Annotated in this window: 22 protein-coding genes and 1 other RNA gene; 8 read left to right on the top strand and 15 right to left on the bottom strand. The window is 68.5% G+C overall.

The annotated features are described in order from the left end of the window. Positions 1-31 precede the first annotated feature (31 nt). Positions 32-802 (bottom strand): class I SAM-dependent methyltransferase, encoded by a 771-nt coding sequence (locus tag ACTJLF_RS07975; RefSeq protein ID WP_240650026.1) that lies wholly within the window; start codon positions 800-802, stop codon positions 32-34. On the opposite strand from ACTJLF_RS07975, the gene gloB reads away from it, so the two are divergent. Continuing rightward, positions 801-1,589, top strand: coding sequence for a hydroxyacylglutathione hydrolase (gloB, locus tag ACTJLF_RS07970; RefSeq protein ID WP_019653026.1), 789 nt, complete (start codon positions 801-803; stop codon positions 1,587-1,589). The genes ACTJLF_RS07975 and gloB overlap by 2 nt on opposite strands. Next, positions 1,586-3,211 (top strand): transglycosylase SLT domain-containing protein, encoded by a 1,626-nt coding sequence (locus ACTJLF_RS07965; RefSeq protein WP_019653027.1) that lies wholly within the window; start codon positions 1,586-1,588, stop codon positions 3,209-3,211. Before gloB ends, ACTJLF_RS07965 begins: the two co-directional genes overlap by 4 nt. Positions 3,212-3,229: 18 nt before the next feature. Here the strand turns inward: ACTJLF_RS07965 and ACTJLF_RS07960 are convergent, their stop codons facing one another. The 8 genes from ACTJLF_RS07960 to dnaX form a co-directional block, all read right to left on the bottom strand. Then, complete coding sequence (locus ACTJLF_RS07960; RefSeq protein WP_440882807.1) at positions 3,230-4,420, bottom strand: low temperature requirement protein A; 1,191 nt, start codon at positions 4,418-4,420, stop codon at positions 3,230-3,232. Between the two features lie 80 nt (positions 4,421-4,500). Then, on the bottom strand, positions 4,501-5,337 hold the full coding sequence (locus ACTJLF_RS07955) for an ABC transporter permease (protein ID WP_019653029.1): 837 nt from the start codon (positions 5,335-5,337) through the stop codon (positions 4,501-4,503). Continuing rightward, positions 5,337-6,152, bottom strand: coding sequence for an ABC transporter ATP-binding protein (locus ACTJLF_RS07950; protein WP_126184291.1), 816 nt, complete (start codon positions 6,150-6,152; stop codon positions 5,337-5,339). The genes ACTJLF_RS07955 and ACTJLF_RS07950 overlap by 1 nt, the downstream gene beginning before the upstream one ends. Positions 6,153-6,196: 44 nt before the next feature. Further along, positions 6,197-7,234, bottom strand: coding sequence for an ABC transporter substrate-binding protein (locus ACTJLF_RS07945; RefSeq protein WP_019653031.1), 1,038 nt, complete (start codon positions 7,232-7,234; stop codon positions 6,197-6,199). A 175-nt stretch (positions 7,235-7,409) separates the two neighbouring features. Next, entirely contained in the window at positions 7,410-7,802 is a 393-nt protein-coding gene (locus tag ACTJLF_RS07940; RefSeq protein WP_440882806.1) for an MAPEG family protein, read from the bottom strand. Positions 7,803-7,813: 11 nt separating this feature from the next. Beyond that, the gene (recR, locus tag ACTJLF_RS07935; protein ID WP_019653033.1) at positions 7,814-8,404 is read right to left on the bottom strand and encodes a recombination mediator RecR; all 591 of its coding nucleotides are present in this window, start codon (positions 8,402-8,404) and stop codon (positions 7,814-7,816) included. A gap of 17 nt (positions 8,405-8,421) precedes the next feature. After that, positions 8,422-8,754: a YbaB/EbfC family nucleoid-associated protein gene (locus tag ACTJLF_RS07930; protein ID WP_019653034.1), complete on the bottom strand. Its 333-nt coding sequence runs from the start codon at positions 8,752-8,754 to the stop codon at positions 8,422-8,424. Positions 8,755-8,809: 55 nt separating this feature from the next. Next, entirely contained in the window at positions 8,810-10,678 is a 1,869-nt protein-coding gene (gene dnaX, locus ACTJLF_RS07925) for a DNA polymerase III subunit gamma/tau (RefSeq protein ID WP_440882805.1), read from the bottom strand. Between the two features lie 165 nt (positions 10,679-10,843). Between dnaX and ffs the strand changes: the two genes are divergently transcribed. Next, positions 10,844-10,940: signal recognition particle sRNA small type (gene ffs / locus ACTJLF_RS07920), an RNA gene on the top strand. An 87-nt stretch (positions 10,941-11,027) separates the two neighbouring features. Here ffs and ACTJLF_RS07915 read toward each other — a convergent pair. From ACTJLF_RS07915 to ACTJLF_RS07905, 3 genes are read right to left on the bottom strand one after another with little or no spacing between them, the layout of a single operon-like run. Continuing rightward, positions 11,028-12,266, bottom strand: coding sequence for a TIGR03862 family flavoprotein (locus tag ACTJLF_RS07915; protein ID WP_440882804.1), 1,239 nt, complete (start codon positions 12,264-12,266; stop codon positions 11,028-11,030). Then, positions 12,263-15,535 carry a UvrD-helicase domain-containing protein gene (locus ACTJLF_RS07910; RefSeq protein ID WP_440882803.1) on the bottom strand — a complete coding sequence of 1,091 codons (3,273 nt, stop codon included), beginning with the start codon at positions 15,533-15,535 and terminating at the stop codon, positions 12,263-12,265. Before ACTJLF_RS07910 ends, ACTJLF_RS07915 begins: the two co-directional genes overlap by 4 nt. Further along, positions 15,532-18,129, bottom strand: a complete 2,598-nt coding sequence (locus ACTJLF_RS07905; protein WP_440882802.1) for a PD-(D/E)XK nuclease family protein — start codon at positions 18,127-18,129, stop codon at positions 15,532-15,534. Before ACTJLF_RS07905 ends, ACTJLF_RS07910 begins: the two co-directional genes overlap by 4 nt. A 150-nt stretch (positions 18,130-18,279) precedes the next feature. Between ACTJLF_RS07905 and trxA the strand changes: the two genes are divergently transcribed. Both trxA and rho read left to right on the top strand, forming a co-directional pair. Further along, positions 18,280-18,612, top strand: a complete 333-nt coding sequence (gene trxA, locus ACTJLF_RS07900; RefSeq protein ID WP_019653039.1) for a thioredoxin TrxA — start codon at positions 18,280-18,282, stop codon at positions 18,610-18,612. A gap of 187 nt (positions 18,613-18,799) precedes the next feature. Next, positions 18,800-20,065 carry a transcription termination factor Rho gene (gene rho / locus ACTJLF_RS07895; RefSeq protein ID WP_019653040.1) on the top strand — a complete coding sequence of 422 codons (1,266 nt, stop codon included), beginning with the start codon at positions 18,800-18,802 and terminating at the stop codon, positions 20,063-20,065. Positions 20,066-20,198: 133 nt separating this feature from the next. On the opposite strand, the gene ACTJLF_RS07890 is transcribed toward rho, so the two are convergent. After that, complete coding sequence (locus tag ACTJLF_RS07890) at positions 20,199-21,257, bottom strand: oxidoreductase (RefSeq protein WP_440882801.1); 1,059 nt, start codon at positions 21,255-21,257, stop codon at positions 20,199-20,201. Positions 21,258-21,439: 182 nt separating this feature from the next. Between ACTJLF_RS07890 and ACTJLF_RS07885 the strand changes: the two genes are divergently transcribed. The 3 genes from ACTJLF_RS07885 (at position 21,440) to ACTJLF_RS07875 (ending at position 24,877) form a co-directional block, all read left to right on the top strand. Next, positions 21,440-21,709: a type B 50S ribosomal protein L31 gene (locus ACTJLF_RS07885; protein WP_019653042.1), complete on the top strand. Its 270-nt coding sequence runs from the start codon at positions 21,440-21,442 to the stop codon at positions 21,707-21,709. Between the two features lie 79 nt (positions 21,710-21,788). After that, positions 21,789-23,531, top strand: coding sequence for a hypothetical protein (locus tag ACTJLF_RS07880; protein ID WP_440882800.1), 1,743 nt, complete (start codon positions 21,789-21,791; stop codon positions 23,529-23,531). Continuing rightward, positions 23,528-24,877: an MATE family efflux transporter gene (locus ACTJLF_RS07875; protein WP_019653044.1), complete on the top strand. Its 1,350-nt coding sequence runs from the start codon at positions 23,528-23,530 to the stop codon at positions 24,875-24,877. Before ACTJLF_RS07880 ends, ACTJLF_RS07875 begins: the two co-directional genes overlap by 4 nt. Before the next feature lie 26 nt (positions 24,878-24,903). Here the strand turns inward: ACTJLF_RS07875 and phoR are convergent, their stop codons facing one another. Both phoR and phoB read right to left on the bottom strand, forming a co-directional pair. Continuing rightward, positions 24,904-26,241 carry a phosphate regulon sensor histidine kinase PhoR gene (gene phoR, locus ACTJLF_RS07870; RefSeq protein WP_019653045.1) on the bottom strand — a complete coding sequence of 446 codons (1,338 nt, stop codon included), beginning with the start codon at positions 26,239-26,241 and terminating at the stop codon, positions 24,904-24,906. A 44-nt stretch (positions 26,242-26,285) separates the two neighbouring features. Then, complete coding sequence (gene phoB, locus ACTJLF_RS07865) at positions 26,286-26,978, bottom strand: phosphate regulon transcriptional regulator PhoB (protein WP_019653046.1); 693 nt, start codon at positions 26,976-26,978, stop codon at positions 26,286-26,288. Between the last annotated feature and the right edge of the window lie 5 nt (positions 26,979-26,983).

The following is a 26,983-nucleotide window of genomic DNA, read 5'->3' as shown; positions in this document are numbered from 1 at the left end:
TTCATTCGATTCCGATCGGTCTTCATGTCTTTCAATTCTTGCCGTTTCCGTCGCGATGCACCTTGCCGGCGATGGGCACGGGCGCCGTCGCGCGGGCGCCGGCGCGGCGCCACTCGGCGCTCAGCAGGCGCATGCCGCGCACTCGCTTCACCGCCACCAGGAAATAGGCCGCGCCGAAGATGGGCCACCAGCGCTCGCCGACAGTGTCCATCCAGCGCATCCGCTCCAGCCAGGCCTCGCTGCGCACCGCCGGCCGGTAGATGCCGAAACGGCCCGATTCCACCTCGAAGCTCAGCAGGCGCAGCCAGTCTCGCATGCGCCAGTAGCCGATGAACTCCCCGCCCTCGGGCAGGTAGAGATCGCCGATGCCCAGCCGCCGATAGATGTGCGCGCGGCGCTGCCGCATGCCCCAGAGGCTGGTCGGATTGAGCCCGCAGATCACCACGCGCCCTTCGGGCACCAGCACCCGCTCGACCTCGCGCAGCGTGGCGTGCGGGTCGGGGCTCAGCTCGAGCGCGTGCGGCAGCACCACCAGGTCGAGGCTGTTGGCCGCGAAAGGCAGGGCAGCGAAGTCGGTGAGCAGCGTGGCCCTGCCGCCGCGGGCCGGGTCGTCCAGCGCCAGCCAGCGGTGCGGCATGCGGTTGGTGCGCAGGCCATCGACCTCGGCGGCCCCCAGCTGGAGTGCGTGATAGCCGAAGATGTCGGCCACCGCCTGGTCGAACTGGGCCTGCTCCCAAGCCAGCAGGTAGCGCCCCGGGGGGGTCGCGAACCAATCCTGCAAACCTATAATTTGACCGCTCATGACCCTTGTTCCGCTGCCCGCTTTCGCTGACAACTACATCTGGATGCTGCACGACGGGCTCCACGCCATCGTGGTGGATCCGGGCGATGCCCAGCCGGTGTTCGACGCGCTGGCGCGCGACAAGCTTCAGCTGGCCGCGATTCTAGTCACGCACCACCACCCCGATCACACCGGCGGCGTGGCCGCGCTGCATGCCGCCACCGGCGCGCAGGTATGGGGCCCCGCGCGCGAGCGCATCCCCGAGCCCTTCACGCCGCTGGCGCAGGGCGACATCGCCGAGGCGCTCGGACTGCGCTTCGAGGTCATCGACGTGCCGGGCCATACGGCCGGGCACATCGCCTACTTCCTTCCGGCCGCGCAAACCTCGCGCGAAGACGCGCCGCTGCTCTTCTGCGGCGACACGCTCTTCTCCGGCGGATGCGGACGCCTCTTCGAAGGCACGCCCGCGCAGATGCTGGCCTCGCTCGACGCGCTCGCCGCATTGCCCGGCGACACCCGCGTATGCTGCGCCCACGAATACACACTTTCTAACCTGCGTTTCGCTCAAGCCGTGGAACCGGCCAACGCCGAGCTGACTCAGTACAACGCGCGCTGCGAGAACCTGCGCGCCAAGGGGCAGCCCACGCTGCCGTCCCAACTGGCGATCGAACGCCAGGTCAACCCCTTCCTTCGCAGCCGCGAAGCCTCTGTCCTTAGAGCTGTGCGTGCCCATGCCGAGCTGGCTGCCGATGCAGCCGAGGCCGACGTGTTCGCCGCACTGCGCCAATGGAAAAACGACTTCCGATGAAACTGATCGCTGCCACCTGCCTTGCAGGTTCACTGGTGCTCGCGGGCTGCGCGGGCACGAACAACAGCTCCAGCACCTCCTCTTCCTCACCCTCCTCGTCGTCATCGGCCGGCGGCACCGGCTCCAAGGTGGCCGGCAGCGCCACCCCCGTCTATCCGCGCGACGCCCTCACTCCCCTTGCAAGCGGCCAGGCCCATTCGCAGAGCGTCGTCACGCTCGCGCCGCCGGCCGACATGTGGGACCGCATCCGCCGCGGCTTCAAGATGCCGGACCTCGACAACGACCTCGTGCGCGACCGCGAGCAGTGGTACGCGAGCAGGCCCGACTACATCCAGCGCATGACCGAGCGCTCGAACAAGTACATCTTCCACATCGTCGAAGAGCTCGAGCGGCGCAACATGCCCACTGAGCTGGCGCTGCTTCCGTACATCGAGAGCGCGTTCAACCCGCAGGCCATCTCCAGTGCCCGCGCGGCGGGCATGTGGCAGTTCATGCCGGCCACCGGCAACGACTTCGACCTGAAGCAGAACATCTTCCGCGACGACCGCCGCGACGTGGTGGCTTCCACCCGCGCAGCGCTCGACTACCTGCAGAAGCTCTACGGCATGTTCGGCGACTGGCAGCTCGCGCTGGCCGCCTACAACTGGGGCGAAGGCAGCGTGAGCCGCGCCATCGCCAAGAACCAGCGCCTGGGCCTGCCCACCACCTACAGCGACCTCACCATGCCCGCCGAAACGCGCATGTACGTGCCCAAGCTGCAGGCGGTGAAGAACATCGTGGCGAATCCGCAGGCATTCAACGCCGAGCTGCCGCTGATCCCCAACCACCCCTATTTCCAGACCGTCACGCTCACGCGCGACCTCGACGTGGAGCTCGCCGCCAAGCTGGCCGACGTTCGCATCGAGGACTTCCGCGCGCTGAACCCCGCCGCGCACAAGCCGGTGCTGATCGCCGCCGGCACGCCGCAGATCCTGCTGCCGTGGGACAACGCGGCCGTGTTCCAGCGCAACTTCGACGCCTACTCGCAGGGACAGTACGCGAGCTGGACCGCGTGGGTCGTGCCCAACACCATGACGGTGGCCGACGCCGCCCAGCGCTCGGGCATGAGCGAGAACGACCTGCGCTCCATCAACAACATCCCGCCGCGCATGCTCATCAAGGCCGGCTCGACGTTGATCGTGCCGCGCGGCTCCCGCGTGAAGGAAGACGTGGCGGCCGTGGTGGCCGACAGCGGCCACCTGAGCTTCCAGCCCGAGATCGTCACGCGCCGCACGACCGTGAAGGCCGGCCGCGCCGACAACGTCGCGAGCATCGCGCGCCGCTACAACCTCAAGCCTTCGGCCGTGGCCGAGTGGAACGACGTGAAGCCGAACCACGCGTTCAAGCGCGGCTACAGCGTGGTGGTCTACCTGCCGGTGCGCGCAACCCCGGCTGCCCGCGCGGGCACCGGCATCCGGGCCGTTTCGCATGCCGCGGCGCCGGTTCCCAATCGCCGTGGCGGCGCGCCTTCGAAGGCTGCCGCTCCGCGCGGCGCCGGCAGTGTCGTGAAGGTGCCTGCCAGCAGCAAGCAGCAGGTCGTGCGCGAGAAGCGCGGCGGCACGCCGTCCAAGAAGAAGCGCTGAAAGCCGCGAACCGAAGGCTCAGTGAGCCTTCGGCGCCTGCTGCGCCCTTCTGCGCACCACGGCCTCCATCGCGGCAACGCCGATCATGATGACGGTGGTGAGCGTACCCACCACCAGCACCGTCATGTGCGAGGCGAACACCGCGAGCAGCGCCAGGAAGCCCAGTCCGAAGAGATGCGACTGCGGCAGAAAGCCGCGCACCACGCGCTTGAAGAGCGCGTTGCCGAAGAGATAGATCGCGGGGCCGCCGATGAGCGCGCCCAGGTACTTGAGCTCCGCATGGTGCGAGCCCTCGCCGATCGTCAGCTCGTCGGCCACGGCGCAGACGATGATGCCGGCCACCAGGATCACGTGCGTGTAGTGGAACTTCGCGCCGATGGCGCCCGGGTCCTTCGCATGCTCGATGACGTGCGTGGCTTCCCTGGCGCTGGTGTCGAAGTACATCCACCACATCGCCAGGCTGCCCGCGAAGCCCACGAGCAGCGCGAACAGGTCGATGCCGTGCCACTCGACGTGGTGCCCGAAGGCGATGCCGGTGGCCAGCACCGACTCCCCGAGCGCGACGATCACGAAGAGCTGGCAGCGCTCGGCCAGGTGGCCGCCGTCGATGGTCCAGTCGCTGGTCAGCGAGCGGCCCAGGCCCGGGAAGCGCAGGCCGATCATCGGCGCGATGTATTCGCACAGCACGCCGCCGAACCACAGCGCGAGGCGCGCCTGCCCTTCGGCCAGGCCGCCGGCGATCCAGAACACGCCGGCCACGCAGTTCCACGCCAGCAGGCGGCGGAAATTGGGCGTGAGCGGATCGTTCGGACCGATGGCGACCAGCATGCAGAAGGTGCGCCCCGCCTGGATGCCGACGAAGCACAGCGCGAACACCAGTCCGCGCTCGGCGAAGGCGCCGGGCAGGGCCGAGGCCATCACCATGGCCAGCAGCATGATCGCGAACAGCACCCCGCGGATGCGCAGCGTGCCGGGGTTGAACCAGTTGGTCGTCCAGGCGGTGTACTGCCAGCCCAGCCACACGGCGAACCAAATGACCATCGTCTGCAGCGCCCCCAGGAGCGTGAGGTGGTCCAGCAGGTAGTGGGAAAGCTGCGTGACGGAGAACGCGTAGACCAGGTCGAAGAACAGCTCTTCGTTGGAGACCCTTGCCGCCTCGCTGCGCGAGCGCAGGGTCGTGGCCCGCTTGTGGTTGTCGTCGTGGCTCATTGTTCGTTCACTCCCATGAATCGTTGCGACGCCCTGCGGCGTCGCGCGCGATCATCGCACGGAGGCGAACTGGCGCCCTCCTAGAGCTTCTCGGTCTCGCCGGTCTTCGGCTGCCACTTCATCAGCCGTCTTTCGATGACCCCGACGATCCCGTCCAGCGCCAGTGCGAAGGCCGTGAGCACCACGATGCCGGCGAACACGGTGTTGACGTCGAAGGTGCCCTCGGCCTGCAGGATCAGGTAGCCCACGCCGCGCGCCGAGCCCAGGTACTCGCCCACCACCGCGCCCACGAAGGCCAGCCCCACCGAGGTGTGCAGGCTGGAGAACACCCAGCTGGTCGCGCTCGGCAGGTATACGGTGCGCAGCAGCTGCCGCTGGTTGGCGCCCAGCATCTTCGCGTTGGCCAGCACCACCGGGCTCACCTCGCGCACGCCCTGGTAGACGTTGAAGAACACGATGAAGAACACCAGCGTGACCGCCAGCGCCACCTTGCTCCAGATGCCGAGGCCGAACCACAGCGCGAAGATGGGCGCGAGGATCACGCGCGGCATCGAGTTGGCCGCCTTGATGTACGGATCGAGGATCAGGCTCGCCGTGGGCGCGAGCGCCAGCCACAGTCCGCAGGCCAGCCCGAGCACCGTGCCGATGCCGAAGGCCAGCACCGTCTCGAGCAGCGTGGTGCCAAGGTGCTGGTAGATGTCGGCGTTGCCCTTCAGGCCTTCCGGAAAGAGCGCGTTGGCCGGCACCTCGAAGGGCAGGAACCAGCTCCAGATGCGCCCCGCCACCTGGATGGGCTCCCCGAGGAAGAAGGCGATCTGCTGGTTGCGCGAGGCCACATGCCACGCCACGAGGATCAGCGCCAGCAGCGCCAGCTGCCAGAAGCGCGCATTGCGCTCGTTCAAGCCCGGCCGTGCCATCACGCGGCCTTCCTGAGTTGCTGCGCGTAGCCCTTGAGCACCTCGTCGCGCAGCACCTCCCAGATCTGGGTGTGAAGCTCGACGAAGCGCGGCTGCGTGCGCACCTCGGCCACGTCGCGCGGGCGCGGCAGGTCGATGGCGAACTCGCCGATGGGGTGCGTGGCAGGCCCGGCCGACAGCACCACCACGCGGTCGCTCATCGCAATGGCCTCGTCGAGGTCGTGCGTGATGAAGAGCACCGCTTTTTTCTTCGCACTCCAGAGCTCTAGCACCTCGTTCTCCATGAGCTGCCGCGTCTGGATGTCGAGCGCACTGAAGGGCTCGTCCATGAGGATGATGTCGGGGTCGAGTACCAGCGTCTGTGCCAGCGCCACGCGCTTGCGCATGCCGCCGGAAAGCTGGTGCGGGTAACGGTCGCCGAAGCCCGAGAGCCCCACGCGCGAGAGCCACGCCTCGGCCTGGTCGCGCGCCTGCGCCTCGGGCACGCCGCGGTACTGAAGGCCGACCATCACGTTGTCGATGGCGCTGCGCCAGGGCATCAGCGCCTCCGACTGGAACATGTAGCCCGCGCGCGAGTTGACGCCCGAAAGCGTCTGGCCGAAGACCTTCACCGTTCCCGAGGAAGGCTGCAGCAGGCCCGCGCCCACGTTCAGCAGCGTCGACTTGCCGCAGCCGGTGGGTCCGACCACCGAGACGAACTCGCCCGCCTTCACCCGCAGCGTGGTGTCGGCCACCGCCGTGTAGCGCTGGCCGGGGTCGTCCTTCGAGAGAAAGGTGCAGCTGATGGAAAGGAGTTCGAGTGCGTGTTCGGACATGGCAGAAAAAACCCGGCCTGAGCCGGGTCGCGGGACATGCGTAGTCAGGCTTTGAACCTGTCCTTGGCGCGCCTTGCAAAATCGTTGGTGTAGGTCCTGGCGAGGTCGATCTTTTCGGCCTTCACCGTGGTGTCGAAGCTCGCGATGGCGCTCAGCGCGGTCTTGGGGCCGTCGGCGGGCACGAGGCCGTCGGTGGCGATCGACTCGCGCACCTTGTCGAACGAGGCGAGGTACAGCGCGCGGTCGCCCAGCAGGTAGGTCTCGGGCACCGTCTTGATGATGTCGCCCGGTCCGGCCGTCTGCAGCCACTTGAGTCCGTGCACGATGGCGTTCGCCAGCGCCTGGCATGTGTTGGGATTCTTCTGGACGAAGTCTGACGACGCATAGAGGCAGGCCGCCGGCATCGTGCCGCCGAACACCTGCTGCGTGCCCTTGAGCGTGCGCGTGTCGCTGATGATCTTCACGTCGCCCTTCTGCTCCAGCATCGTCATCACCGGGTCGGTGTTGCTGATGGCGTCGATCTGGCCCGATCGCAGCGCGGTGAGCGCGCCCGCGGCCACGCCCACGCCGATGTAGCTCACGTCGCTGGCCTTGAGCCCGCCGCGCGACAGCACGAGGTTGGCCACCATGTTGGTCGACGAGCCCGGAGCCGAGACGCCGATCTTCTTCCCCTTGAGATCCTGGATGCCGGTGTAGCCGGCCATGTTCTTCGTCGACACGCCCACCGCGATCTGCGGTGCGCGCCCCTGAAGCACGAAAGCCTGGAAGAACTGGTTCTTGGCCTGCAGGTTGATGGTGTGCTCGTAGGCGCCCGAGCACACGTCGGCCGAGCCGCCCACCACCGCCTGCAGCGCGCGCGCGCCGCCGGCGAAATCGGAGATCTCCACGTCGAGCCCTTCTGCCTTGAAGTAGCCGAGCTGTTCGGAGATGGTGAGCGGCAGGTAGTAGAACGCCGCCTTGCCGCCCACCGCGATGGAGACCTTGGTCTTCTCAAGCTTGGCCTGCTGCGCGAAGACACGCGGCAGCGCGATGGTCGCGGCAGCGATGGCGGAAGCAGTGATGAGAGTGCGGCGATGAAGCATGAAGACTTGCCTGGAACTTGCCCGGAACTGTTGCCTGGACTGTTGCTTGTGGGCTCTGTGATTCGTAAGGAACTGAATCGAGCTTAGGGGCCGCAACTGGCAACTGCATCGGGGTGATCCCGTGCGGGTTTCCACGTAAGCATGAAGGCCTCGCAGAGAAGCCTTCGGCAAGGCTTCAGCGAGCCAGAAAAAGTATCGCGATATTGACCAGGAACGCGAGTGCCCAGACGGCGCTGCGCGCGCTGCCGACGCCCCTGATGTAGAGCGCGATGTAGATCACGCGAAGCACCACGTAGGCCACCGCGAGCATGTCGAGGCGCGCCTGCGCGGCGCCGAGCTGGTGCGCGATGACCACCGCGCCGATGAAGAACGGCAGGCCCTCGAAGCTGTTGGCCTGCGCACTGTTGGCGCGTGCACGCCAGCCACTCTGCTTCGCGGCCCATTCACGCGGATGCGTGTTGTCGCGCGGACCGAAGCCGCCCGCCTTGGCGATCCATGCCGCGACGTACGGCAGCACGCAGGCGACGAGCACGCACCAGTAGGCGACGGTGAGCAGCGAGAGGGTCATCTGCCGATCTTCTACCTGCGATCCACCAGCGCATGCGCGATGGTGCCGAGATCGACGTACTCGAGCTCGCTGCCGGCCGGCACGCCGCGCGCGAGGCGCGTCACCCTGAGGCCGCGCTGCTTCAGCCCCTCGCCGATCACGTGCGCCGTGGCCTCGCCTTCGGCGGTGAAGTTGGTCGCGAGGATGACCTCGCTCACCGTGCCGTCGCGCGCGCGGTCGAAGAGCTTCTGCAGTCCGATGTCATTCGGGCCCACGCCGTCGAGGGGACTGAGCTTGCCCATCAGCACGAAGTAGTAGCCACGGAAGGCGCCGGTGCGCTCGAGCGCCGCCTGGTCGGCCGGCGTCTCGACGACGCAGAGCTTGGTCGGGTCGCGCCGCGTGTCGAGGCAGACACTGCAGATCGGCGCCTCGGTGAAGGTGTTGCAGCGCTCGCAATGCCGCACCTGCCCAGCCGCCTGCTGCAAGGCGCGCGCGAGAAGCTGCGCACCCTCGCGGTCGTGCTGGAGCAGATGGAACGCCATGCGCGAGGCCGACTTGACGCCGACGCCGGGCAGGCGGCGCAGCGCATCGACCAGGGCGTCGAGCGAACTGGCGTCTGCCATCTATGCCTGCAGCCTGTTCAGAACGGCAGCTTCATGCCTGGGGGAAGACCCGGCATGCCGGCCGTGAGCTTGCCCATCTTCTGCTCGCTGGTTTCCTCGGCCTTGCGCACGGCGGCGTTGAAGGCAGCGGCCACGAGGTCCTCGAGCATGTCCTTGTCGTCCGCCAGCAGGCTGGGGTCGATGGTGATGCGCTTGACGTCGTGCTTGCAGGTCATGACGACCTTGACGAGGCCGGCGCCGGATTCGCCTTCGACCTCGATGGTGGCCAGTTCTTCCTGGGCCTTCTTGAGGTTTTCCTGCATTGCCTGAGCCTGCTTCATGAGGCCGGCCAGTTGTCCTTTGTTGAACATCGTTGGTCCTGATCTGTCGGTTGGAAAGTGGGTGAAGGATACGGGAGACGCGAACTCAGGCCGGCTTGAGCGTGCCGGGGACGATCTTCGCGTCGAAATCGCGCATCAGCGCCTGCACCTCGGGGTCGCTCATGATGGCTTCCTCGGCCAGGCGCTGGCGCTCGTCGGCCGCCTGCCTGTTGCGGCGCGCGGGGCTGTCGACCACGCTGCCGACCTCGATGGCGAGCTTGACGCTGTGGCCCGCACCGTTGAGCGCCGCGGTGAGCTTCTCGCGGGCGGACGGCTGGTTGAGCGTCTCGCGCTCGATGCGCAGCAGCCACTGGTCGGTGTCGCGGCCCACCAGCTGCGACTGCAGCGCGAGCTCGCGCGCCAGCGCGGTGATGGCCTCCGCCGCGACCAGCTGCGTGACCGTGGCGTACCAGAAATCGCCGTCCTCGCTGGTCGGAATGGGGGTGAAGGTGCTGCGCGGCTCGTCGGCGCGCGGAGTGTCGCGGGCGCTAGGCGGCGGCTGCACGCGGATCGGCACGCCGACGACCTTGGCAGGCGCATCGCCATGGCTGTCGGCACGAGGATCGGCCTGCCGGGGTTCGTCCACCACAGCGAGGCGATGGCCTGCGGGAAACGGTGCCGACTGCGCCGGGGCCGGCGCGACGGCAGGCTCCGCCGGAGGCCTGGCAGCAACGGGTGCAGAAGCGACGGGCGCCGGAGCCGGCGCAGGCGGCGAAACGCGCGCCGCGGGAGCCTGCGGCGCTGCGGCCGCGGCTTCATTCAGAGTTTTTTTTTCCGGGGTGGCCGTCGAGGCGGCCGCGCTGGAAGGCTTGAATGCCAGCAGCCGCAGCAGCACCATGGTCAGCGCGGCGTACTCGTCCGGGGCCAGGCCCAGCTCCCCACGGCCGTGCAGGCACAGGCTGTAGAGCAGCTGGGTTTCGTCGGCCGGCATCAGCGCCGCGAGGCGCGCGGTGTCGGCCGCGTCGGGGTCGGTGGCGGCATCTGCCGCCGCTTCCGCGCGGGAGGGCACGGCCTGCAGTACCGCCATGGCCTGCAGCACGGCCGTCATTTCTTCCAGCGTGGAGGCAGCGGACATGCCGTCGACGCGCAGTGCCTCGGAAGTCTCGACCACCGTCTTGCCGTCGCCCTGCGCCAGCGCCTCGATCAGTCGGAACACGTGGCCCCGATCGACGCTGCCGAGCATCTGGCGCACGCCGGCTTCGACGAGCTCGCCGTTGCCGAAAGCGATCGCCTGGTCGGTGAGCGAGAGCGCATCGCGCATCGAACCGCGCGCCGCCCGCGCCAGCAGGCGCAGCGCCTGCGGTTCGGCAGGAACGTTCTCGGTCTGCAGGACGGCTGTGAGGTGCTCGAGCACCGTCTCCGGCGCCATCGGCCGCAGGTTGAACTGCAGGCAGCGCGACAGCACCGTCACCGGCACCTTCTGCGGGTCGGTCGTGGCCAGCACGAACTTCAGGTACTCGGGGGGCTCCTCGAGCGTCTTGAGCATCGCGTTGAACGCGGTGTTCGTGAGCATGTGCACTTCGTCGATCATGAAGACCTTGAAGCGCCCCTGCACCGGCTTGTAGACCGCCTGTTCAAGCAGCGACTGCACCTCGTCCACGCCGCGGTTGGAGGCCGCGTCGAGTTCGGTGTAGTCCACGAAGCGGCCCGCATCGATGTCGCGGCAGGCCTGGCAGACGCCGCACGGCGTGGCAGTGATGCCGCCCTGCCCGTCCGGCCCCTGGCAGTTGAGCGACTTCGCCAGGATCCGCGAAACCGTGGTCTTGCCGACACCCCGGGTGCCGGTGAAGAGATAGGCGTGATGCAGGCGCTGAGTCGTCAGCGCGTTCTCGAGCGCCTGAACCACATGCCCCTGGCCGACCATCTCACCGAAGGTTTTCGGACGGAACTTGCGGGCGAGCACGAGATAAGACATTGCGGGCATTCTAAAAGGCACGAGGGACCCCTCCCGATAGCTCGGCAGGGCCTTTTCGCAGGACATCGAGGATCCGGGCTGCGCCGGTCCTCCGGTGTCGCCCCAGCAGGGGAATTGCCGAAGCGACACGAAGTGCGCCCGGCCCGGGGGGTTACAATACGCGCTGACGGGCCTCCCTGCATGGTGAAGTGGCCAACCGGGTCAGGTGGGGAACCAAGCAGCCCTAACTGCGTAGTCAGTGCCAGGGGTAAGGCTCGTCAACTTCTTCAGCGGTTTCGTTTCATTCCATGCGAAATGAAACGGGGCCCGCAAAAACAAACTTCCAGCAAAGAATCCGGCGCTGAGGCCTTCAAAGGCTCAGCCGCTGGATGGCGCCTCGCGCAACCGCAGCGCCGCTGGCCATCGAAGCGGTCAGCAGGTAGCCGCCGGTCGGCGCTTCCCAGTCGAGCATCTCTCCCGCCACGAACACGCCTGGCAGCGCCTTCGACATGAGCTGCGCATCCAGCGCATCGAAGCGCACGCCGCCCGCGGTGCTGATGGCCTCGTCGATCGGCCGAGCTGCGACGAGCTTCAGCGGCACTGCCTTGATGGTTGAAGCAAGCTGCTGCGGGTCGTGCATCGCCTCGCGGCTCAGCGCCTCGTACAGCACGCCGGCCTTGATGCCTTCCAGGCCCAGCCTGCTCTTGAGATGGCTGCTGAGCGAACGCGCGCCGCGCGGATGCTTCACGGCCGCCAGCACCTGCTCGGCGCTGCGAACGGGCAGAAGGTCGAGCAGCAGCGTCGCGCTTCCCTTTTCGGCGATCTCGTCGCGCAGCAGGGCCGACGCCGCGTAGATCAGGCTGCCCTCGATGCCGGTCGCGGTCGCGACGAACTCACCCTTGCGCGCGAAGTGGCGTCCGTGGCTGTCGGTGAACGAGATCGCGACCGACTTGAAGGGCTGGCCGGCGAAGCGGCTGGAGAAATGCTCGCTCCAGCCCGCCCCATCGAAGCCGCAGTTGGCGGGCTGCAGCGGCGCGACATCCACCCCCTTCGCCTGCAGCCATGGAGCCCACGCGCCATCGGAACCCAACCGTGCCCAGCTCGCTCCGCCGAGTGCCAGCACGACGGCATCGGCGCTGGCCGTCACCTCGCCCGAGGGTGTCGCGAATCGCAGCGAAGCCGGATCGAGGGCCTCGTCGCCCACCCAGCGGTGCCGCATGTGGAACTGCACGCCCGCCGCGCGCAGCCGATGCAGCCAGGCGCGCAGCAGCGGCGCGGCCTTCATGTCGGTCGGAAACACGCGCCCCGAGGTGCCCACGAAGGTCTCGATGCCAAGGCCGGCCGCCCATTCGCGCACCTGCTGCGGCCCGAACCGCGCGAGCATCGGCTCCAGCTGCGCACGGCGCTCGCCGAAGCGGCTCATGAACGCATCGAGGGGCTCGGAGTGCGTGAGATTCAGCCCGCCGCGACCGGCGAGCAGGAACTTGCGGCCCACCGAGGGCATCGCGTCGTAGACGTGCACCTGCGCGCCCGAGGCGCTCAATACTTCAGCCGCCATCAGGCCGGCGGGTCCGCCGCCGATGACGGCGACGGTCGGGGAAAGATTCATTCGAGATTCACCAGTTCGCCCTGCCCGGTGAGAAACGCGACACGCACGCTGGCACCGGGATAGGCATGTTGCACTGCCGCGCGATAGCGCTGCATCTGTGCGATCAGCGCGGCGTCCCGTTCGGGGCGCGCCGCGGATTTGTAGTCGAGCACCCACCAGACGCCGCTGTCGCGCTCGCGCACCAGCCGGTCGATGCGCAGGGTCTCGCCCTCGTGCACCAGCGTGACTTCATTGCCATGCCAGTCGACCCTGCGATCGTCCCACACCCAGGCCCCCTCGCCCGCGCGGATGCGCTGGGCCAGTGCGGCGGCACCACGCGCCTGCTGTGCATCGAGCAGGAATTCGCGGGCGGCGGCACGAACGTGCGCCGCCGGCAGCGGCTCGCCCGGTACCGCCCATTCGAGCAGGCGGTGCATGGCCTGCCCGAAGGCGGCGGCGCGGGCGTCGACGGTGGTGGTCGTGGCACCCGAGGCCTTCTTCGCGGGCGGCTCTTCCGCGGGCTCGGGCGCCTCGGGCATGCGCTTCATCGAAAAGCTCGCCGCGACGGCTTCGGCCGGCAGCGCGACCAGCGGCTCGTCGGCCTCGGTCGGCTCGCACAGCGGCTGCAGGCGCGACCACCAGCTGCCTTCGTTGGCGCGCGCAGGCTTCACCGACGAGAGCACCAGCCGCTCGCGTGCCCGCGTGACGGCGACGTAGAGGCCATTGAGCTCCTCGCGATGGCGCGCGCGCTGTTCTTCCTCGAGCAGCGAAGCGGCGCAGGCCGGCGGCGTCTTCTCGCTCGCCAGAAAGATGAAGCGCGTCGGCGCGCTGTCGCTGCCCTTCCACTCGACCAGCACGCCCATGGTCTGGGCGCGCGGCGGCGGGGCATCGCAGTCGAGCATGAGCACGGTGTCGGCCTCCAGCCCCTTGGCGCCGTGCACGGTCAGCAGTTGCACGGCCTCGGGTGCGGTCACGGTCGGGGCCCGCACGCCGCCGGCGCGCAGCGCGCGCACCAGCGCATAGGGCGTGACGAAGCGCGCGCCGTCGATGTCCAGCGAGGCCGACAGCACGCCGCGCAGGTTGGCCAGCGCGCCCTGCCGCATGGCGGCGGGCACGGCAGCGCCGAACTTCGCGAGCAGGTCGCCGTCGTGGAAGATCGCGTCGAGCGCGTCGTGGGGAGGCAGCGTCATCAGCCAGCGCTGCCAACGCTTGAGCTTCACGCCCGCCTCGACGAGCACGGGCGGCAGGCTCGCGTCCTTCTGGATCAGCGAGAACCAGCTCACCGGGCCGCGCTCGCGCTGACGCAGCGCGAGCTGCACCAGGGCCTCGTCGCCAATGCCGAACACCGGCGACTTCAGCGCCCTCGCCAAAGACAGATCGTGCGCGGGCGACACCAGTGCGTCGATCAGCGCGACCACGTCCTGCACCTCGGGGGCGTCGTACAAGTCGTTCTTCTCGGGCTGCTGCACGGGAATGTGGCGCTGGCGCAGCGCCTCCTGCATGGCCGACAGCCGGCTTCGCCGGCGCGCCAGCACCATGATGCGGCTGGGCTGCGTGCCGTCGGCGATGCGCTGCGCGATCCATCGCGCGGCCTGCTCGCATTCCTTCTGCAGCAGCTGCTCCTCGGGCAGCACGCGCGGAGTGACGAGGCTGTCGCGCCAGTGCAGCATGCCGTCGTCGGCGGGCGCTGCTTCGGCCGTATCGCCGCCGACCGCGTCGCGGTCGATGGCCGGCAGGTGCAGCAGCTCGCCGTCGTCGCGGCGCTCGGTGGTGTGGGCGCGGTAGCCGTCGAACTCGCCGGCTTCCTGCGCCGCCAGCATCGCCGCGTTGACCAGCCCGACCACCGACTGCGCGTTGCGGTGCGTGTGGTCGCAGTTCAGCAGCTCGCCGTCGAGCCCTTCGCGCACGAACCTCTTCGCGGCGATGAAAACCTGAGGCTCGGCGCGGCGGAAGCGGTAGATGCTCTGCTTCGGGTCGCCCACGATGAACACGCGCGGCGCACGGCCCTGCGCACCGGTGTAGGCGCTGAGCCAGCCGTAGAGCGCCTGCCACTGCAGCGGATTGGTGTCCTGGAACTCGTCGATCAAGAGGTGCGCGATGCGCGCGTCGAGCCGCTCCTGCACCCAGCCCGAGAGCGCCGACTGGCCCAGCAGCAGCTGCGCCGCCTGTTCGACGTCGTTCATGTCGACCCAGCCGTGCGCGCGCTTCACGTCGGCGAAGGCGGCGATCAGCAGGCGCGTGAGGCGCGTCATGCGCTGCTGGTAGAGCCAGGCGGCGTGCTGCGACTGGGCAGCGCACAGCACCTGAAGTTCGGCCTCGGCCTCCTGCGCAGCGGGGAACTTCTGCAGGTTCTTGTTGAGGCGATCCTCCGTCGCCACGAAGAAGTTCTTGCGCAGATGGGCGAGCACGGCGACCAGCGCATCCCCGGCCGGCTCGCCCGTGCCGAACACGTCGATGATGGCCTCGGCGGCCTTCTGCGGCGTCTTGTTGCTCTCGCGGCCCAGGGCGGAGGCGCGGTCGAGCCAGCGTCGACGGACCTGTTCGCCGCGCAGCGCCTCGGTCGGCTCGGCCAGTCCTTCGAGCGCCGGGTACATCGCGCTGAAATGCTGCACCGCGTGCTCCGCATCGGACAGCGAGAACTCCACGCGCTTGGACAGCGCCTCGCCCAGCGCCTTGGCCGTCTGCGAGCGGCCGTGCGTGGCGACGACGGCGTAGTAGTCGGCCAGCGCCTCCCTGTCGGCGGTCACGGCCTCGAAGAAAGGCCGCCACGTGCGGCTGCGCGCCTCCGCGTCGTCCTCGAGCAGTTCGTAGTTCGAGGGCAGGCCCAGCTCGCGCAGCACGGCGAGCGGCGCATTGCGCAGCAGGCCCGCGAACCAGGCGTGGAAGGTGCGGAACTGCACCGGCCGCCCGCCTTCGAGCAGGCGCCGGTAGAGGCCCTTCAGACGCGGCACCGCGGCCGATGCCGCCGCAGGCTCCATGCCGCGCATCACCAACTGGGCGACCAGGTCTTCCTGCGGGCGTTCGGCGAAATCTTCCAGCCACTGGTCGAGGCGCTCGCGCATCTCGCCCGCGGCCTTCTTCGTGAAGGTGATGGCCAGGATCTCGTGCGGCTCGCAGGCAGCCTCGCCTTCCTCGAGCAGCGCACGCAGGATGCGCGAGACCAGCATCCAGGTCTTGCCCGCGCCGGCGCAGGCTTCCACTGCCACCGAGCGGCGCGGATCGCAGGCGACGGTGTAGAAGGCCTCGCGCGTGACGTGGCGGCCGTTGTGTTCGTAGGCTGCGCCGTTCATTGGGTGTCGCCTCCGGCAGCTTCGACGCCCGGCGGCGGCGCCGCCTCGTCCCAGAAGTCCTTGCGGCACAGGCCGCGTGCGGCGCAGTACTCGCAGACCGCGCCTTCGCCCAGCGGCGGCAGCGACGCGCCCTGGCCGATGCGCCTGAAGTCCTCGATGATGCCGGCCACCAGCGCATCGCGCGCCTCGACCACGGCCGGCTGCTCGACGGTCTGCGTGCCGGCGGCCTTCTCGCCCACGTTCACGTAGGCCGCGCGCAGGGTGTCGTCGGCCACCAGCGCGGCGTAGAAGGCCAGCTGGGTGTCTTCGGTGGGGTCCTTCACGCGCTCCTTGCTGACCGTGGCGGACTCGGTCTTGTAGTCGATCACGAAGGCCTGGCCGTCCGGCATGCGGTCGATGCGGTCCAGCCGGCCGATCAGGCGCAGGTCGCCCAGCGGCTGCTCCTTCCAGGGCTCGGACTCGGCGAATACCGCGCCGCTCGCCTCGTGCCCCGTGAGCCAGCTCAGGTAGCCGTCGCGCACGGCGGGCCATGCTGCGGCGAAAGGCAGGAACTCCGCGTCGGAAAGCCCGAGTTCCTGCGTAGAGCGGCGGGCAGCCTCCTCGATGAGGGCGATGCGCTCCTGCGCATCCTGCGTCGGCGCCTCGGCCAGCGCCTCGTGGAAGTGGCCGAGCACGGCATGCAGCCAGTTGCCGAAGTCGCGCTTGTCGACCTCGGCATCGAGCTCGTCGGCACTGCGCAGGCCCAGCTGGCGCAATGCGAAGAAGCGATAGGGACAGCGGCGCAGGTCCTCGTACACGCTGGTGGAGATGTTCTGCAGCGGCAGGAGTGCGCCGGAGGGCGTCGGGTATCCGGTCGGTCTGAGGGCCACCTCGCGCGGCGCGCGCGGGTCGGCCGAGGGCTGCAGCGCGTGGTCGAGCTGCAGCGCCTGCACCAGCGGGCTGGGCCGCACGGGCTCGCCGCTGGCGTCGGAATGGCGCCAGATCAGCTCGCACGAGGGGTTGTGCAGCGCCGCAGCCCAGGCCGCGCGCTGGGCGGCTTCGAGCGCCTCGCGCGATGGCAGTCCGAGTTCGAGGCGCTGGGCAGCGCTCCAGTTGCCGGGTGGTTCGGGCGATGCAGGCAGGCGGCGATCGTCGCAGCCCGGGATGACCACGGCGCCGAAGGACCGGCCCAGCAGCTGATAAAGCGGCAGCACCACGACCCGGGGAGCCTGGTCGCCTGCCGGGGGCACGAAGCTGGCGTCCTCGAGCACGTCGCGGACCCAGGCGGTGAACTCGGCCAGCGTGTGGCGGCCGCCGGGGAACTCGTCCTCGTCGTCGCCGTGCGCGCCGGCGTCGAGCCACAGCGCACCGATCACCTTGCCGCCGGCCAGGTCTTCTTCGAGCAGGCCCCACTGGCCGCTGGCCTCCAGCAACTCGCGCAGTGCGCGCAACCACTCGGCCAGGGCGCGCGCGCGGGCCATGGGCGCACGGCGGGCCTCGACGGCCTCGGTGAACACAAGCAGCGCGGTGTCCTTCGACTTCTCGCTGCGGGCCATCAGGCTGCACCATGTCGACCAGTCGCGCATCGCCTCCTGACGCAGGCGGGCCTCGAGCGAATGGACGATGGGCGAATCGCCCTCGGCGCCGCTCTTGAGCCATTCGAGCACCTGGTCGCTGGAAGCGTCATGGGCGCAGGCGCGCAGCGCACTCATCAGCGTGGCGGCGGCGCGCGTGGTCGAGAGCTTCCAGCCCGTTTCGTCGTGCGTGACGACACCCTGCGCGGCGAGCTGGGCGCTGACGCGGCGTGTGAGCGCGCGATCGGTCGCCACCAGCGCGACGGGAGCACGGTCTTCGGCGAGATGGCGCAGCACGCAGGCGGCGGCAAGCTCGGCCTCGTCCTCGGGGTCCAGGGCGACGTGCGAGGCACATGTCTGAATGGGTGTCCCCGAAGGCACGAGCGAAAGATGAAGCGCGCGGTCGCCCCAGAGCTTGCACAGCGACTGCGTGAGCGCATCGGCCTGGAAGCCCTCCAGCACGATCAGCCCATCGACCTGGGCCCGCGTGGATTCGCGCTGCAGCACGTCGGTGGCGTAGCCCGAGGTCGAGGTCCATGCGACGGCGATGCGGATCAGCGCACTCTCGATGCGGAACCACTCCGACTCGCTGCCGGCATCGGCCACGCTGGCGGCGCGAAGAGCCCATTCACCGCCCCGCTCTTCCGGCGTTACCGCGGCAGCCAGGGGGCCGAGCTGATAGGCAAGCTCGACGACCCGGCCGGCCAGGGCGAAGCGCTCCGCATGGAAGCCCGCCTGCGACAGCAGCGCCTGGGCGGTGACGAGGTCGCGCGCCATGTCGTGGGCGATGTCGTAGCCCATGGGCACGAAGCCACCCGCGCTGCGGGCCCAGTTGTGGGTAGTTTCGAAGCGAGGCACGAAGCCGGGGCTGCCGCAGCGCGCCCACATGGCCCGCGCCACGCCCATCAACTGCGCATAGGGCACCAGCACCACGGTGCGGGCGGCATGCAGCTCGCGCTCCGCGAGCGCGCGGACGATCCGCGCGACGATGCCGTCGGCGGGGTCGCACCAAAGGGCCTGCACGGGGTGGCCATCGTTCATGTCGTTCTGTCGAGGGGCATGGAGCGCTTCGCGCAAGGGCTTTGGCTATCGCTGCCATAGCGTCTCCATTCGGAACGCCACCCCTTGGTTTCTGTCACAATGACCAGCACTTTAGCTGCACCGAAACTCTCTGCGCACAAGGATTCACACATGGCCAGCGAACTCATCAAACACATCTCCGATTCCTCCTTCGAGGCCGACGTGCTCAAGTCCAGCCAGCCCGTACTGGTCGACTACTGGGCCGAATGGTGCGGCCCCTGCAAGATGATCGCCCCCATCCTGGACGAGGTGTCGACCGCCTACGAAGGCAAGCTGAAGATCGCCAAGCTCAACGTGGACGAGAACCGCGACATCCCCGCCAAGTTCGGCATCCGCGGCATCCCCACCCTGATGCTGTTCAAGGACGGCCAGCTGGCCGCCACCAAGGTCGGTGCAATGAGCAAGGCTCAGCTCACGGCCTTCATCGACCAGCAGCTCGCCTGAGCGACATTTGAACCGGCCAGCGCGCAATGCGTTGGCCGGGGCGTTTTTCCTGTCATAATCTCTTCCAGTTCACCGGTCCTTCTGCATAGAGGCAACCGGTTCGAGTTCCCCGGTTGGTGAAGCAGTTCTCGCTTCACGCCCAACCTCCCCCCGTTTTCCGTTCGATTGCCCCACGAGGGGTCATTCCATGCACTTAAACGAACTCAAGGCACTCCACGTGTCTGAAGTCCTCAAGCAGGCTGAAGCGCTTGAGATCGAAAACGTTGGCCGCATGCGCAAGCAGGAGCTGATGTTCGCGATCATCAAGAAGCGCGCCAAGGCCGGCGAGCAGGTCTTCGCCGACGGCGTGCTCGAAATACTGCCAGACGGCTTCGGCTTCCTGCGCAGCCCCGACACCAGCTTCACGGCCAGCACGGACGACATCTACATCTCGCCCAGCCAGGTGCGCCGCTTCAACCTGCACACCGGCGACATGATCGAAGGCGAGGTGCGCACGCCCAAGGACGGCGAGCGCTACTTCGCGCTGACCAAGCTCGACAAGGTCAACAATGGGCCGCCGGAGCAGAACAAGCACAAGGTGATGTTCGAGAACCTGACGCCGCTGTTCCCCAAGGAGCAGATGCGGCTCGAGCGCGACGGCATCAAGGGCGACGAGAACATCACCGGCCGGATCATCGACATCATCGCCCCCATCGGCAAAGGCCAGCGCGCCCTGCTCGTGGCGCCGCCCAAGAGCGGCAAGACGGTGATGATGCAGCACATCGCCCACGCCATCAGCGCCAACTATCCCGACGTGCACATGATGGTGCTGCTGGTCGACGAGCGCCCCGAGGAAGTGACCGAAATGCAGCGCACGGTGAAGGGCGAGGTCATTGCCTCGACCTTCGACGAGCCCGCCGCGCGCCACGTGCACGTGGCCGAGATGGTCATCGAGCGCGCCAAGCGCCTCGTCGAGCTCAAGAAGGACGTGGTGATCCTGCTCGACTCCATCACCCGCCTGGCCCGCGCCTACAACAACGTCGTGCCCTCGTCGGGCAAGGTGCTGACCGGCGGCGTCGACGCCAATGCGCTGCAGCGTCCCAAGCGCTTCCTGGGCGCGGCGCGCAACGTGGAGGAAGGCGGCTCGCTGACCATCATAGGCACCGCCCTGATCGACACCGGCAGCCGCATGGACGAAGTGATCTTCGAAGAATTCAAGGGCACCGGCAACTCCGAAATCCACCTCGACCGCCGCCTCTATGAGAAGCGCGTGTTCCCCTCGATCCAGCTCAACCGCAGCGGCACGCGCCGCGAGGAACTGCTGCTGGCGCCCGAGATCCTCCAGAAGACCCGCATCCTGCGCCAGCTCATGTACAACATGGACGAGATCGAGTCGATGGAGCTGATGCTCAAGAACATGAAGGCGACGAAGACCAATGTCGAGTTCTTCGACATGATGCGTCGCGGCGGGTAACTGTTGCCCGCCTCCAGGCTGCGCGCACTTCGTGTCGCTACGCCTGCCCCCCTGTCGGGGGCGGTGCCGACTGACCGGCAGAGCCGGATCAGTGGCACCTCACGAATGAATGCCCGCCTTGTGCGGGCATTTTTCATGTGCGGATCGCTCGGCCCTCTCGAGCGCTTTGGCGGCCGAGGTCGAGCAACTCCATGAGGGCGACAGCCTGCTCGGGCGACACCGGATTGGAGCTTTGCCCGAGGATGGCATCGCGAACCGCGGCGTAGTAGTCGACGTAGTTGCCGGCCCGCGTGGGAATGCTTCGCCTGGTGAAGGTCCCGCCGGGTCCTGCCAGCGATAGCTCGCCGTCCAGCGGATCGGCGCCCCACCCTTCGGCGGGCGGCCGCTGCCCGGCACGCAGAGCGTCTTCCTGCGTATCGACGCCATGCTTGACGTAGCTCCCGAGCGTGCCGTGGACGATGTAGCGCGGCGCCGCGCGAGCCGCCAGCGTCGTCGAATGCAGCACCACGCGCAGGGGTGCGTGCGAGCCTGTCTCATAGCGCAACACGGCATGGAAATAGTCCTCGACCACGGCGCCGTCGCGCAGGACCGCCGTGTCGAGCTGGATCGTGTCGGGACGGCCGAAAAGCTGCACCGCCTGGTCGACCAGATGGGAACCCAGATCGACCCAGAGGCCCGCGCCAGGCACCGCCTGTTCGCGCCAACGCTCCTTCACTTCGGGGCGGAAACGGTCGAAATGGGACTCTAGGTACACAGGGCGACCCAGCTCGCCGGAAGCGAGGAGTTCCTTGAGGGTCAGGAAATCGGAATCGAAGCGGCGGTTCTGGTAGACCGCCAGGAGCCGATTGTTGCGCCTTGACAACAATTCGAGCTCCCTCGCCTCGGCCACGTCGAGCGTGAAAGGCTTGTCGACCACGACGTGCTTGCCGGCCTCCAACGCCGCCTTGGCGACCGGATGGTGCTGGGCGTTGGGCGTGGCAACCACGATCAGGTCGATGTCGGGGCGGGCCACAAGCGCGGACACATCCGGCACGACCGCCACGCCGGGCCAGTCGGCATGCACCTTGTGCGGCTGCGAACTGGCCACTGCCGCCAGCTCCAGTCCCGGAACGGCCGAGAGAACGGGGGCGTGAAAGGTCTGGCCGGCAAATCCATAGCCGACGAGGCCCGCGCGCAGGGGGCTGGAAGTCATTGGGCGCCTTCGGTTTGCTCGAAAATGGGGCAGTATGCGATAATCGCTGGCTCCGCGAAAAGTGCGGTCAGGCAGCTTCGCCTGGCTCCTCGGGTCTCCCCCGGGGCAGCGCGCCACTGATGGCACGCTGGTGGCTCTCGCATCGACCGCGCATTGATTCCAAAAGCGCAAAAGGAAACACCATGGCAAAAGAAGGCATCCACCCGAATTACCGCGAAGTCCTGTTCGTCGACATGTCGAACGGCTTCAAGTTCGTGACCCGTTCGTGCGCGAACACCAAGGAAATGGGCAAGACCGACGACGGTCGTGAGCTGCCGCTGTTCAAGCTCGATACCACGAGCGAATCGCACCCGTTCTACACCGGCACGCAGAAGTCGGTCGACAACATGGGCGGCCGCGTCGAGAAGTTCCGCAACCGCTTCGGCAAGACCACCGGCGCCGCCTCGAAGTAAGGTACGCGCTTTTGCGTCGAGGGCAGCCCGGTTTACCGCGCTGCCCTTTTTCTTTCCCGCTCCTGCCTCTTCCGTCCACTTGAACCAGCCCACCCCCGCGATCGTTGCCCAGAGCGCCGTGCGCCGGCTTCCGCGCATCGCATTGCTGCTGCTCTGTGCGGCCTATCTGCTGCCAGGGCTGGTCGGCCGGGGCCCCTGGAAGAGCGCCGACATCACCGCCTTCGGCTACATGGCCGAACTGGCCCACAGCACCGAAGGCATCGCGCGCTGGTTCGATCCGATGCTGCTGGGCCTGCGTCCGGAAACGCCGGCGCTGGTCCCGTACTGGATCGGCGCACTGGCCATCAAGATCGCCCCCTCGTGGGTCAACCCGGACCTGGCCGTCCGTGTCGCGTTCGCCTTCCTGCTCTGGGGCACCTTCACCGCCACCTGGTATGCGGTGTACTACCTGGCCCGCACCGCGCGGGCCCAGCCCGTGGCCTTCGCCTTCGGCGGCGAGGCCCGGCCGACCGACTATGCACGTGCGATCGCCGACGGCGGCCTGCTCGCGCTGATCGCCTGCCTCGGCCTCGCGCAGCTCGGCCACGAGACCACGCCCGCGCTGGCCCAGCTCTTCTTCTCTTCGAGCCTCTTCTATGGCGTGGCCGCCCTGCCATATCGCCGGGCCGGCCCGGTGATCGCGCTCACCGTGGGCACCCTGGGCGTCACCCTGAGCGGCGCGCCCACCGTCGGGCTCGCGCTGGCCATCGGCAGCGTGATCTACGTCGCGTACGAGCGCAGGCTGGCGGCGAGATCCGCCGGCGAAGACTTCGGCATCGACGATGAAAGCGTCGGCCCCGGCTACACGCGGGGGGCCCTTCTCACGATGATCGGCATCACCGCGCTCGCCGCGGTACTGGTCTTCAGCCTGAAGCTGCCGACATGGAAGATCACCGTGATGGGCAACACCCTGGTGAGTGACTTGCGCGGCCAGGCCAAGCTGCTGGTCTGGTTCACATGGCCGGTCTGGCCGCTCGCCATCTGGACGCTGTGGCGCTGGCGGCGGCAGCTCACTGCGCGCCACGTCGCGCTGCCCTTCTGGTTCGCGCTGGTACCGCTGGCCGCCACCTGGACCACCGATTACTCCGACCGCTCGCTGCTGCTGGCCCTGCCGGCCTTCGCCACGCTCGCGGCGTTCGCATTGCCCACCTTCAGGCGCAGCGCCTCTGCGCTGATCGACTGGTTCAACGTTCTCTTCTTCAGCGGACTCGCCGTGCTGGGCTGGATCTACTGGATCGCGATGCAGACGGGCGTGCCGCCCAAACCCGCGGCCAGCGTCGCGCGGCTGGTGCCCGGCTTCGTGCCCGAGTTCTCGCCGATCGCGGTGGTGCTCGCAGTGGCCGCTACCATCGCCTGGTGCTGGCTGGTGCGCTGGCGCACCGGACGGCACCGCGCCGCACTCTGGAAGACGCTGGTGCTGCCGGCCGGCGGCACCGCGCTTTGCTGGATGCTGCTAATGACGCTGTGGCTGCCGCCGATCGACTATGCGCGCAGCTACGTGCCGCAGATCCGCGCCGTGGCCGAGCGCGTGGGCCAGCCGCGCTGCATCGCAGAACTGGCGCTGAGCCGACCGCACATCGCGGCGCTGCGCCATCACGGCAACTTCAACGTGCAGCCGCTGCTGCTGGGCACCGACTGCCCATGGCTGCTGGCCAGCCCCGAGACGATCGAGCGCCTGCACACCATCATCCCGTTCGACCAGTGGCGCTTCGCCGGCACGCTGCGCCGCCCGAGCAGCGCGGCCGACGACCTCCTGCTCTACCAGAAGATCACGCCGCAGTGAGGAGCGAACGTGCCCTGATCGCGCGGCACGCGGGCACGGTGCTCGTTGGGCAACTGGCGGTGATGGCCTTCGGCGTGACCGACACCATCATCGCGGGCCGCTACTCGGAGCATGCGCTGGCCGCGCTGTCCGTCGGCGCCGCGGTCTTCGTCAGCGTCTACGTGTCCCTTATGGGCGTGCTGCAGGCGCTGCTGCCGGTCTGGGCCGAACTGCACGGCGGCGGGCGCGGCGGCGAGGTGGGCCGGTCGGTGCGGCAATCGCTGTACCTGGCGGCCATCGCCATCGTCATCGGAATGGCGATCCTGCTGCTGCCAGGGTCGGTCCTGCGATGGACCCAGGTGCCCGCGGAGATGCGCGGCGAAGTCGAGGCCTACCTCGCGGTGCTGGCCTTCGCGCTGGCGCCCGCCCTTCTCTTTCGCCTGTTCAGCACGCTCAACCAGAGCCTGGGCAGGCCTCAGCTCGTGACCTGGCTGCAGCTGGGCTCGCTGGGCGTGAAGCTGCCCTTGTCGATCTGGTTCACCTTCGGTGGCGCGGGCCTGCCGGCCATGGGACTGGTGGGCTGCGGCTGGGCCACGCTGTGCGTGAACTGGACCATGCTCGGCTGCGCCGTCTGGCTGCTGCGCAACCGGCCGTTCTATGGCGACTACGGTCTCTGGAAGCGCATCGAGGCGCCCGACTGGCAGCAGATCCGGAAGTTCGCGCGACTCGGCGTGCCCGGCGGCCTGGCGGTGCTGGTCGAAGTCACTTCGTTCACGCTGATGGCGCTGTTCATCGCCCGACTCGGCACCGCCGCAGCGGCGGCGCACCAGATCGCGTCGAACCTGCTGGCGGTGGCCTACATGACACCGCTGTCGCTGGGCATCGCCACCAGTGCCCGCGTGAGCTTCTGGCTGGGTGCCGGCGATGAAGCGAAGGCGCGGCTCGCCTGCCGCAAGGGCTTCGGTCTGACCGCGCTGTGCGCGCTCGTCTATGCCGCGGCCATGGTCGTGCTGCGCGACGAACTCGCCAACGTGTATTCCGACAACCCGGCCGTCATCGCGATGGCGGCATCGCTGCTGCTCGCCGTCGCGGCTTATCACGTGGCCGATGCCGTGCAGACCTTCTGCGTGTTCGTGCTGCGCTGCTACCGGGTCACGCTCGCGCCGCTGGTGATCTACTGCACGATGCTGTGGGGCGTGGGCCTGGGCGGCAGCTACCTGCTCGCCTATCGTGGCCTCGGCCCGTGGGAGGCGATGCAGTCGCCGTTGGCGTTCTGGATCATGAGCGCCGCGGCGCTCGCACTGACCGCCCTGCTGTTCGGCGCGCTGCTGCGCTGGACGATGCGCCGGCGCGCGAAACGCAAGTAGCAGGAAGGCGAAGAAGGCCCGAGGGCCTACCTGGCCATCACGCGCGCTTCCCGCACGCGCGCCGCCGGAAAGACCAGCGCGAAGCGGGACCCCTTGCCGACGGTGCTCTCGATGCGCAGCTCCGCGCCGTGCCGCTGGGCGATGTGCTTGACGATCGCCAGTCCCAGCCCCGTGCCGCCGGTTTCGCGCGAGCGGCTGCGGTCGATGCGATAGAAGCGCTCGGTGAGGCGAGGAATGTGCTCCGCAGCGATGCCGGGGCCCGTGTCCTTCACGGCGTACTCGCCGCGCCCGTCCGGCAGCACCCGCCAGCTGACGGCGACTTCGCCGCCACCCGGCGTGTAGCGGATGGCATTGCTCAGCAGGTTCGACATCGCGCTCTGCAGTTCAGTAGGCGCGCCCGACACTTCCGACTCGGCCTCCACGGTGAACGACAGGCGGTGCCCCTGCGGCGTCAGCCGTCCCGAGAGGCCGCGCCCCTCGTCCTCGCACTGCGCGAAAAGCGCGCGAATGCGAATCCACTGGCTGCCCGAGGGCGGCGCGCTGCCTTCGAGCCGCGACAGCGTCAGCAGGTCGTTCACCAGCGTCTCCATGCGGTGGGACTGCTGCCCCATCAGCGACAGATAGCGCGTGCGCTCGTCGGCATCGAGCGGCAGGTTCTGCAGCGTCTCGACGAAGCCTGCCAGCACCGTCAGCGGCGTGCGGATCTCATGCGACACGTTCGCCACGAAATCGCGGCGCATCGCCTCGGCCTGCTCGAGCGCCGTGATGTCGCGGGTGAGCAGCATGCGGCGGTTGCCGGCATAGGGGTGCACCTGCACCGAGAGCCGTACCGGATGACTGCGCTGGTGGCCATGGCCCAGCCCCGGGCCGTCGATGACGACGTCGCGGCTGTAGTTCCAGGACGCGAGGTACGCGACGAAGGCGGGATCGCGCACCAAGTTCGCCAGATGCTGCGCCAGGTCGCGCTCGGCATCGATGCCGAACTGGCTGGCCGCCGTCTGGTTGCACCATTCGATGCGCCCCTGCTCGTCGAGCAGCACCACGCCGTTGGGCGACGCCTGGATCGCCGCAAGGAACTCCTGCAGGCGATCTTCGGCCTGCCGGGTCTGTTGCTCGCGGTCGCGCAGCAGCTTGCGGATGCGCTCGGAGAGCTCGCCCCAGACACCCGGCCAGCGAGACGGCAGGCCGGCGGCGTCGTTGCGCAGGATGCGCAGCAGCCGATCGGCGCGCCACGCATCCAGCGCCAGCCAGATCACCGCGCCGAGCCAGGCACCCAGCCAGCCGAACTTCCAGCCGAAGATGCCGGCGGCGCCCGCGCCTGCTGCCAGGGACGCTATTAAAAAAGTAGCGATGCGGAAAGGCATGGCGGGCGATTATCCGCGCCCGCGGCCAAGGGAAGCCACGGCGCTCAAACCGTGACTTGGGCGGTCAGCCGGTAGCCCGCTCCGCGGACGGTCTCGACCATCGGCGCGGCGGCCCCCAGCGACTCGCGCAGGCGCTTGACGTGCACGTCGACCGTGCGCTCCTCGATGTAGACGTGGTCGCCCCACACCTTGTCGAGCAGCTGCGCACGGCTGTGCACGCGCTCGGCATGCTGCATCAGGTAGGCCAGCAGCTTGAATTCGGTCGGGCCGACCTTCAGCGCATTGCCCTGCCAGGTCACGCGGTGCGTGGAGGTGTCGAGGGCCAGTTCGCCGATCTCCACCCGCTCAGTGACCACTTCCGGCGCCCGGCGGCGCAGCACGGCGCGAATCCGGGCGAGCATTTCCTGGGTGGAGAACGGCTTGGTGATGTAGTCGTCGGCGCCGGCGTCAAGACCTGCGACCTTGTCGGGTTCGTCGCCACGCGCGGTCAGCATCAGGATCGGGATGGCCTTGGTGCGCGGGTCCTTGCGCCACTGGCGCGCGAGCTGCAGGCCGCTCTGGCCCGGCAGCATCCAGTCGAGCAGGATCAGATCCGGCAGGAAGGCGTCGATCTCGCGCTGGGCCGCGACGCCATCTTCCGACCAGATCGGCTCGAAGCCGTTGTGGCGCAGGTTGACGGCGATCAGCTCGGCGATCGAGGACTCGTCTTCGACGATCAGGACTCGGGGTTTCTTCATGCTTT

Source organism: Variovorax sp. 22077 (genome assembly GCF_052044195.1).
GTDB lineage: Bacteria > Pseudomonadota > Gammaproteobacteria > Burkholderiales > Burkholderiaceae_C > Variovorax > Variovorax atrisoli.
Note: the sequence above shows the minus strand (reverse complement) of the source record. Positions and strands in the feature narration are given on the sequence as shown.

Coding starts and splice junctions, on each gene's coding strand:
- ACTJLF_RS07905 (WP_440882802.1), bottom strand. CDS start 18,129: ATGAACGATGGCCACCCCGTGCAGGCCCTTTGGTGCGACCCCGCCGAC.
- ACTJLF_RS07965 (WP_019653027.1), top strand. CDS start 1,586: ATGAAACTGATCGCTGCCACCTGCCTTGCAGGTTCACTGGTGCTCGCG.
- ACTJLF_RS07975 (WP_240650026.1), bottom strand. CDS start 802: ATGAGCGGTCAAATTATAGGTTTGCAGGATTGGTTCGCGACCCCCCCG.
- ACTJLF_RS07960 (WP_440882807.1), bottom strand. CDS start 4,420: ATGAGCCACGACGACAACCACAAGCGGGCCACGACCCTGCGCTCGCGC.
- ACTJLF_RS07885 (WP_019653042.1), top strand. CDS start 21,440: ATGGCAAAAGAAGGCATCCACCCGAATTACCGCGAAGTCCTGTTCGTC.
- phoR (WP_019653045.1), bottom strand. CDS start 26,241: ATGCCTTTCCGCATCGCTACTTTTTTAATAGCGTCCCTGGCAGCAGGC.
- rho (WP_019653040.1), top strand. CDS start 18,800: ATGCACTTAAACGAACTCAAGGCACTCCACGTGTCTGAAGTCCTCAAG.
- trxA (WP_019653039.1), top strand. CDS start 18,280: ATGGCCAGCGAACTCATCAAACACATCTCCGATTCCTCCTTCGAGGCC.
- recR (WP_019653033.1), bottom strand. CDS start 8,404: ATGGCAGACGCCAGTTCGCTCGACGCCCTGGTCGATGCGCTGCGCCGC.
- ACTJLF_RS07950 (WP_126184291.1), bottom strand. CDS start 6,152: ATGTCCGAACACGCACTCGAACTCCTTTCCATCAGCTGCACCTTTCTC.
- ACTJLF_RS07940 (WP_440882806.1), bottom strand. CDS start 7,802: ATGACCCTCTCGCTGCTCACCGTCGCCTACTGGTGCGTGCTCGTCGCC.
- dnaX (WP_440882805.1), bottom strand. CDS start 10,678: ATGTCTTATCTCGTGCTCGCCCGCAAGTTCCGTCCGAAAACCTTCGGT.
- gloB (WP_019653026.1), top strand. CDS start 801: ATGACCCTTGTTCCGCTGCCCGCTTTCGCTGACAACTACATCTGGATG.
- ACTJLF_RS07955 (WP_019653029.1), bottom strand. CDS start 5,337: ATGGCACGGCCGGGCTTGAACGAGCGCAATGCGCGCTTCTGGCAGCTG.
- ACTJLF_RS07915 (WP_440882804.1), bottom strand. CDS start 12,266: ATGAATCTTTCCCCGACCGTCGCCGTCATCGGCGGCGGACCCGCCGGC.
- ACTJLF_RS07890 (WP_440882801.1), bottom strand. CDS start 21,257: ATGACTTCCAGCCCCCTGCGCGCGGGCCTCGTCGGCTATGGATTTGCC.
- phoB (WP_019653046.1), bottom strand. CDS start 26,978: ATGAAGAAACCCCGAGTCCTGATCGTCGAAGACGAGTCCTCGATCGCC.
- ACTJLF_RS07930 (WP_019653034.1), bottom strand. CDS start 8,754: ATGTTCAACAAAGGACAACTGGCCGGCCTCATGAAGCAGGCTCAGGCA.
- ACTJLF_RS07945 (WP_019653031.1), bottom strand. CDS start 7,234: ATGCTTCATCGCCGCACTCTCATCACTGCTTCCGCCATCGCTGCCGCG.
- ACTJLF_RS07910 (WP_440882803.1), bottom strand. CDS start 15,535: ATGAACGGCGCAGCCTACGAACACAACGGCCGCCACGTCACGCGCGAG.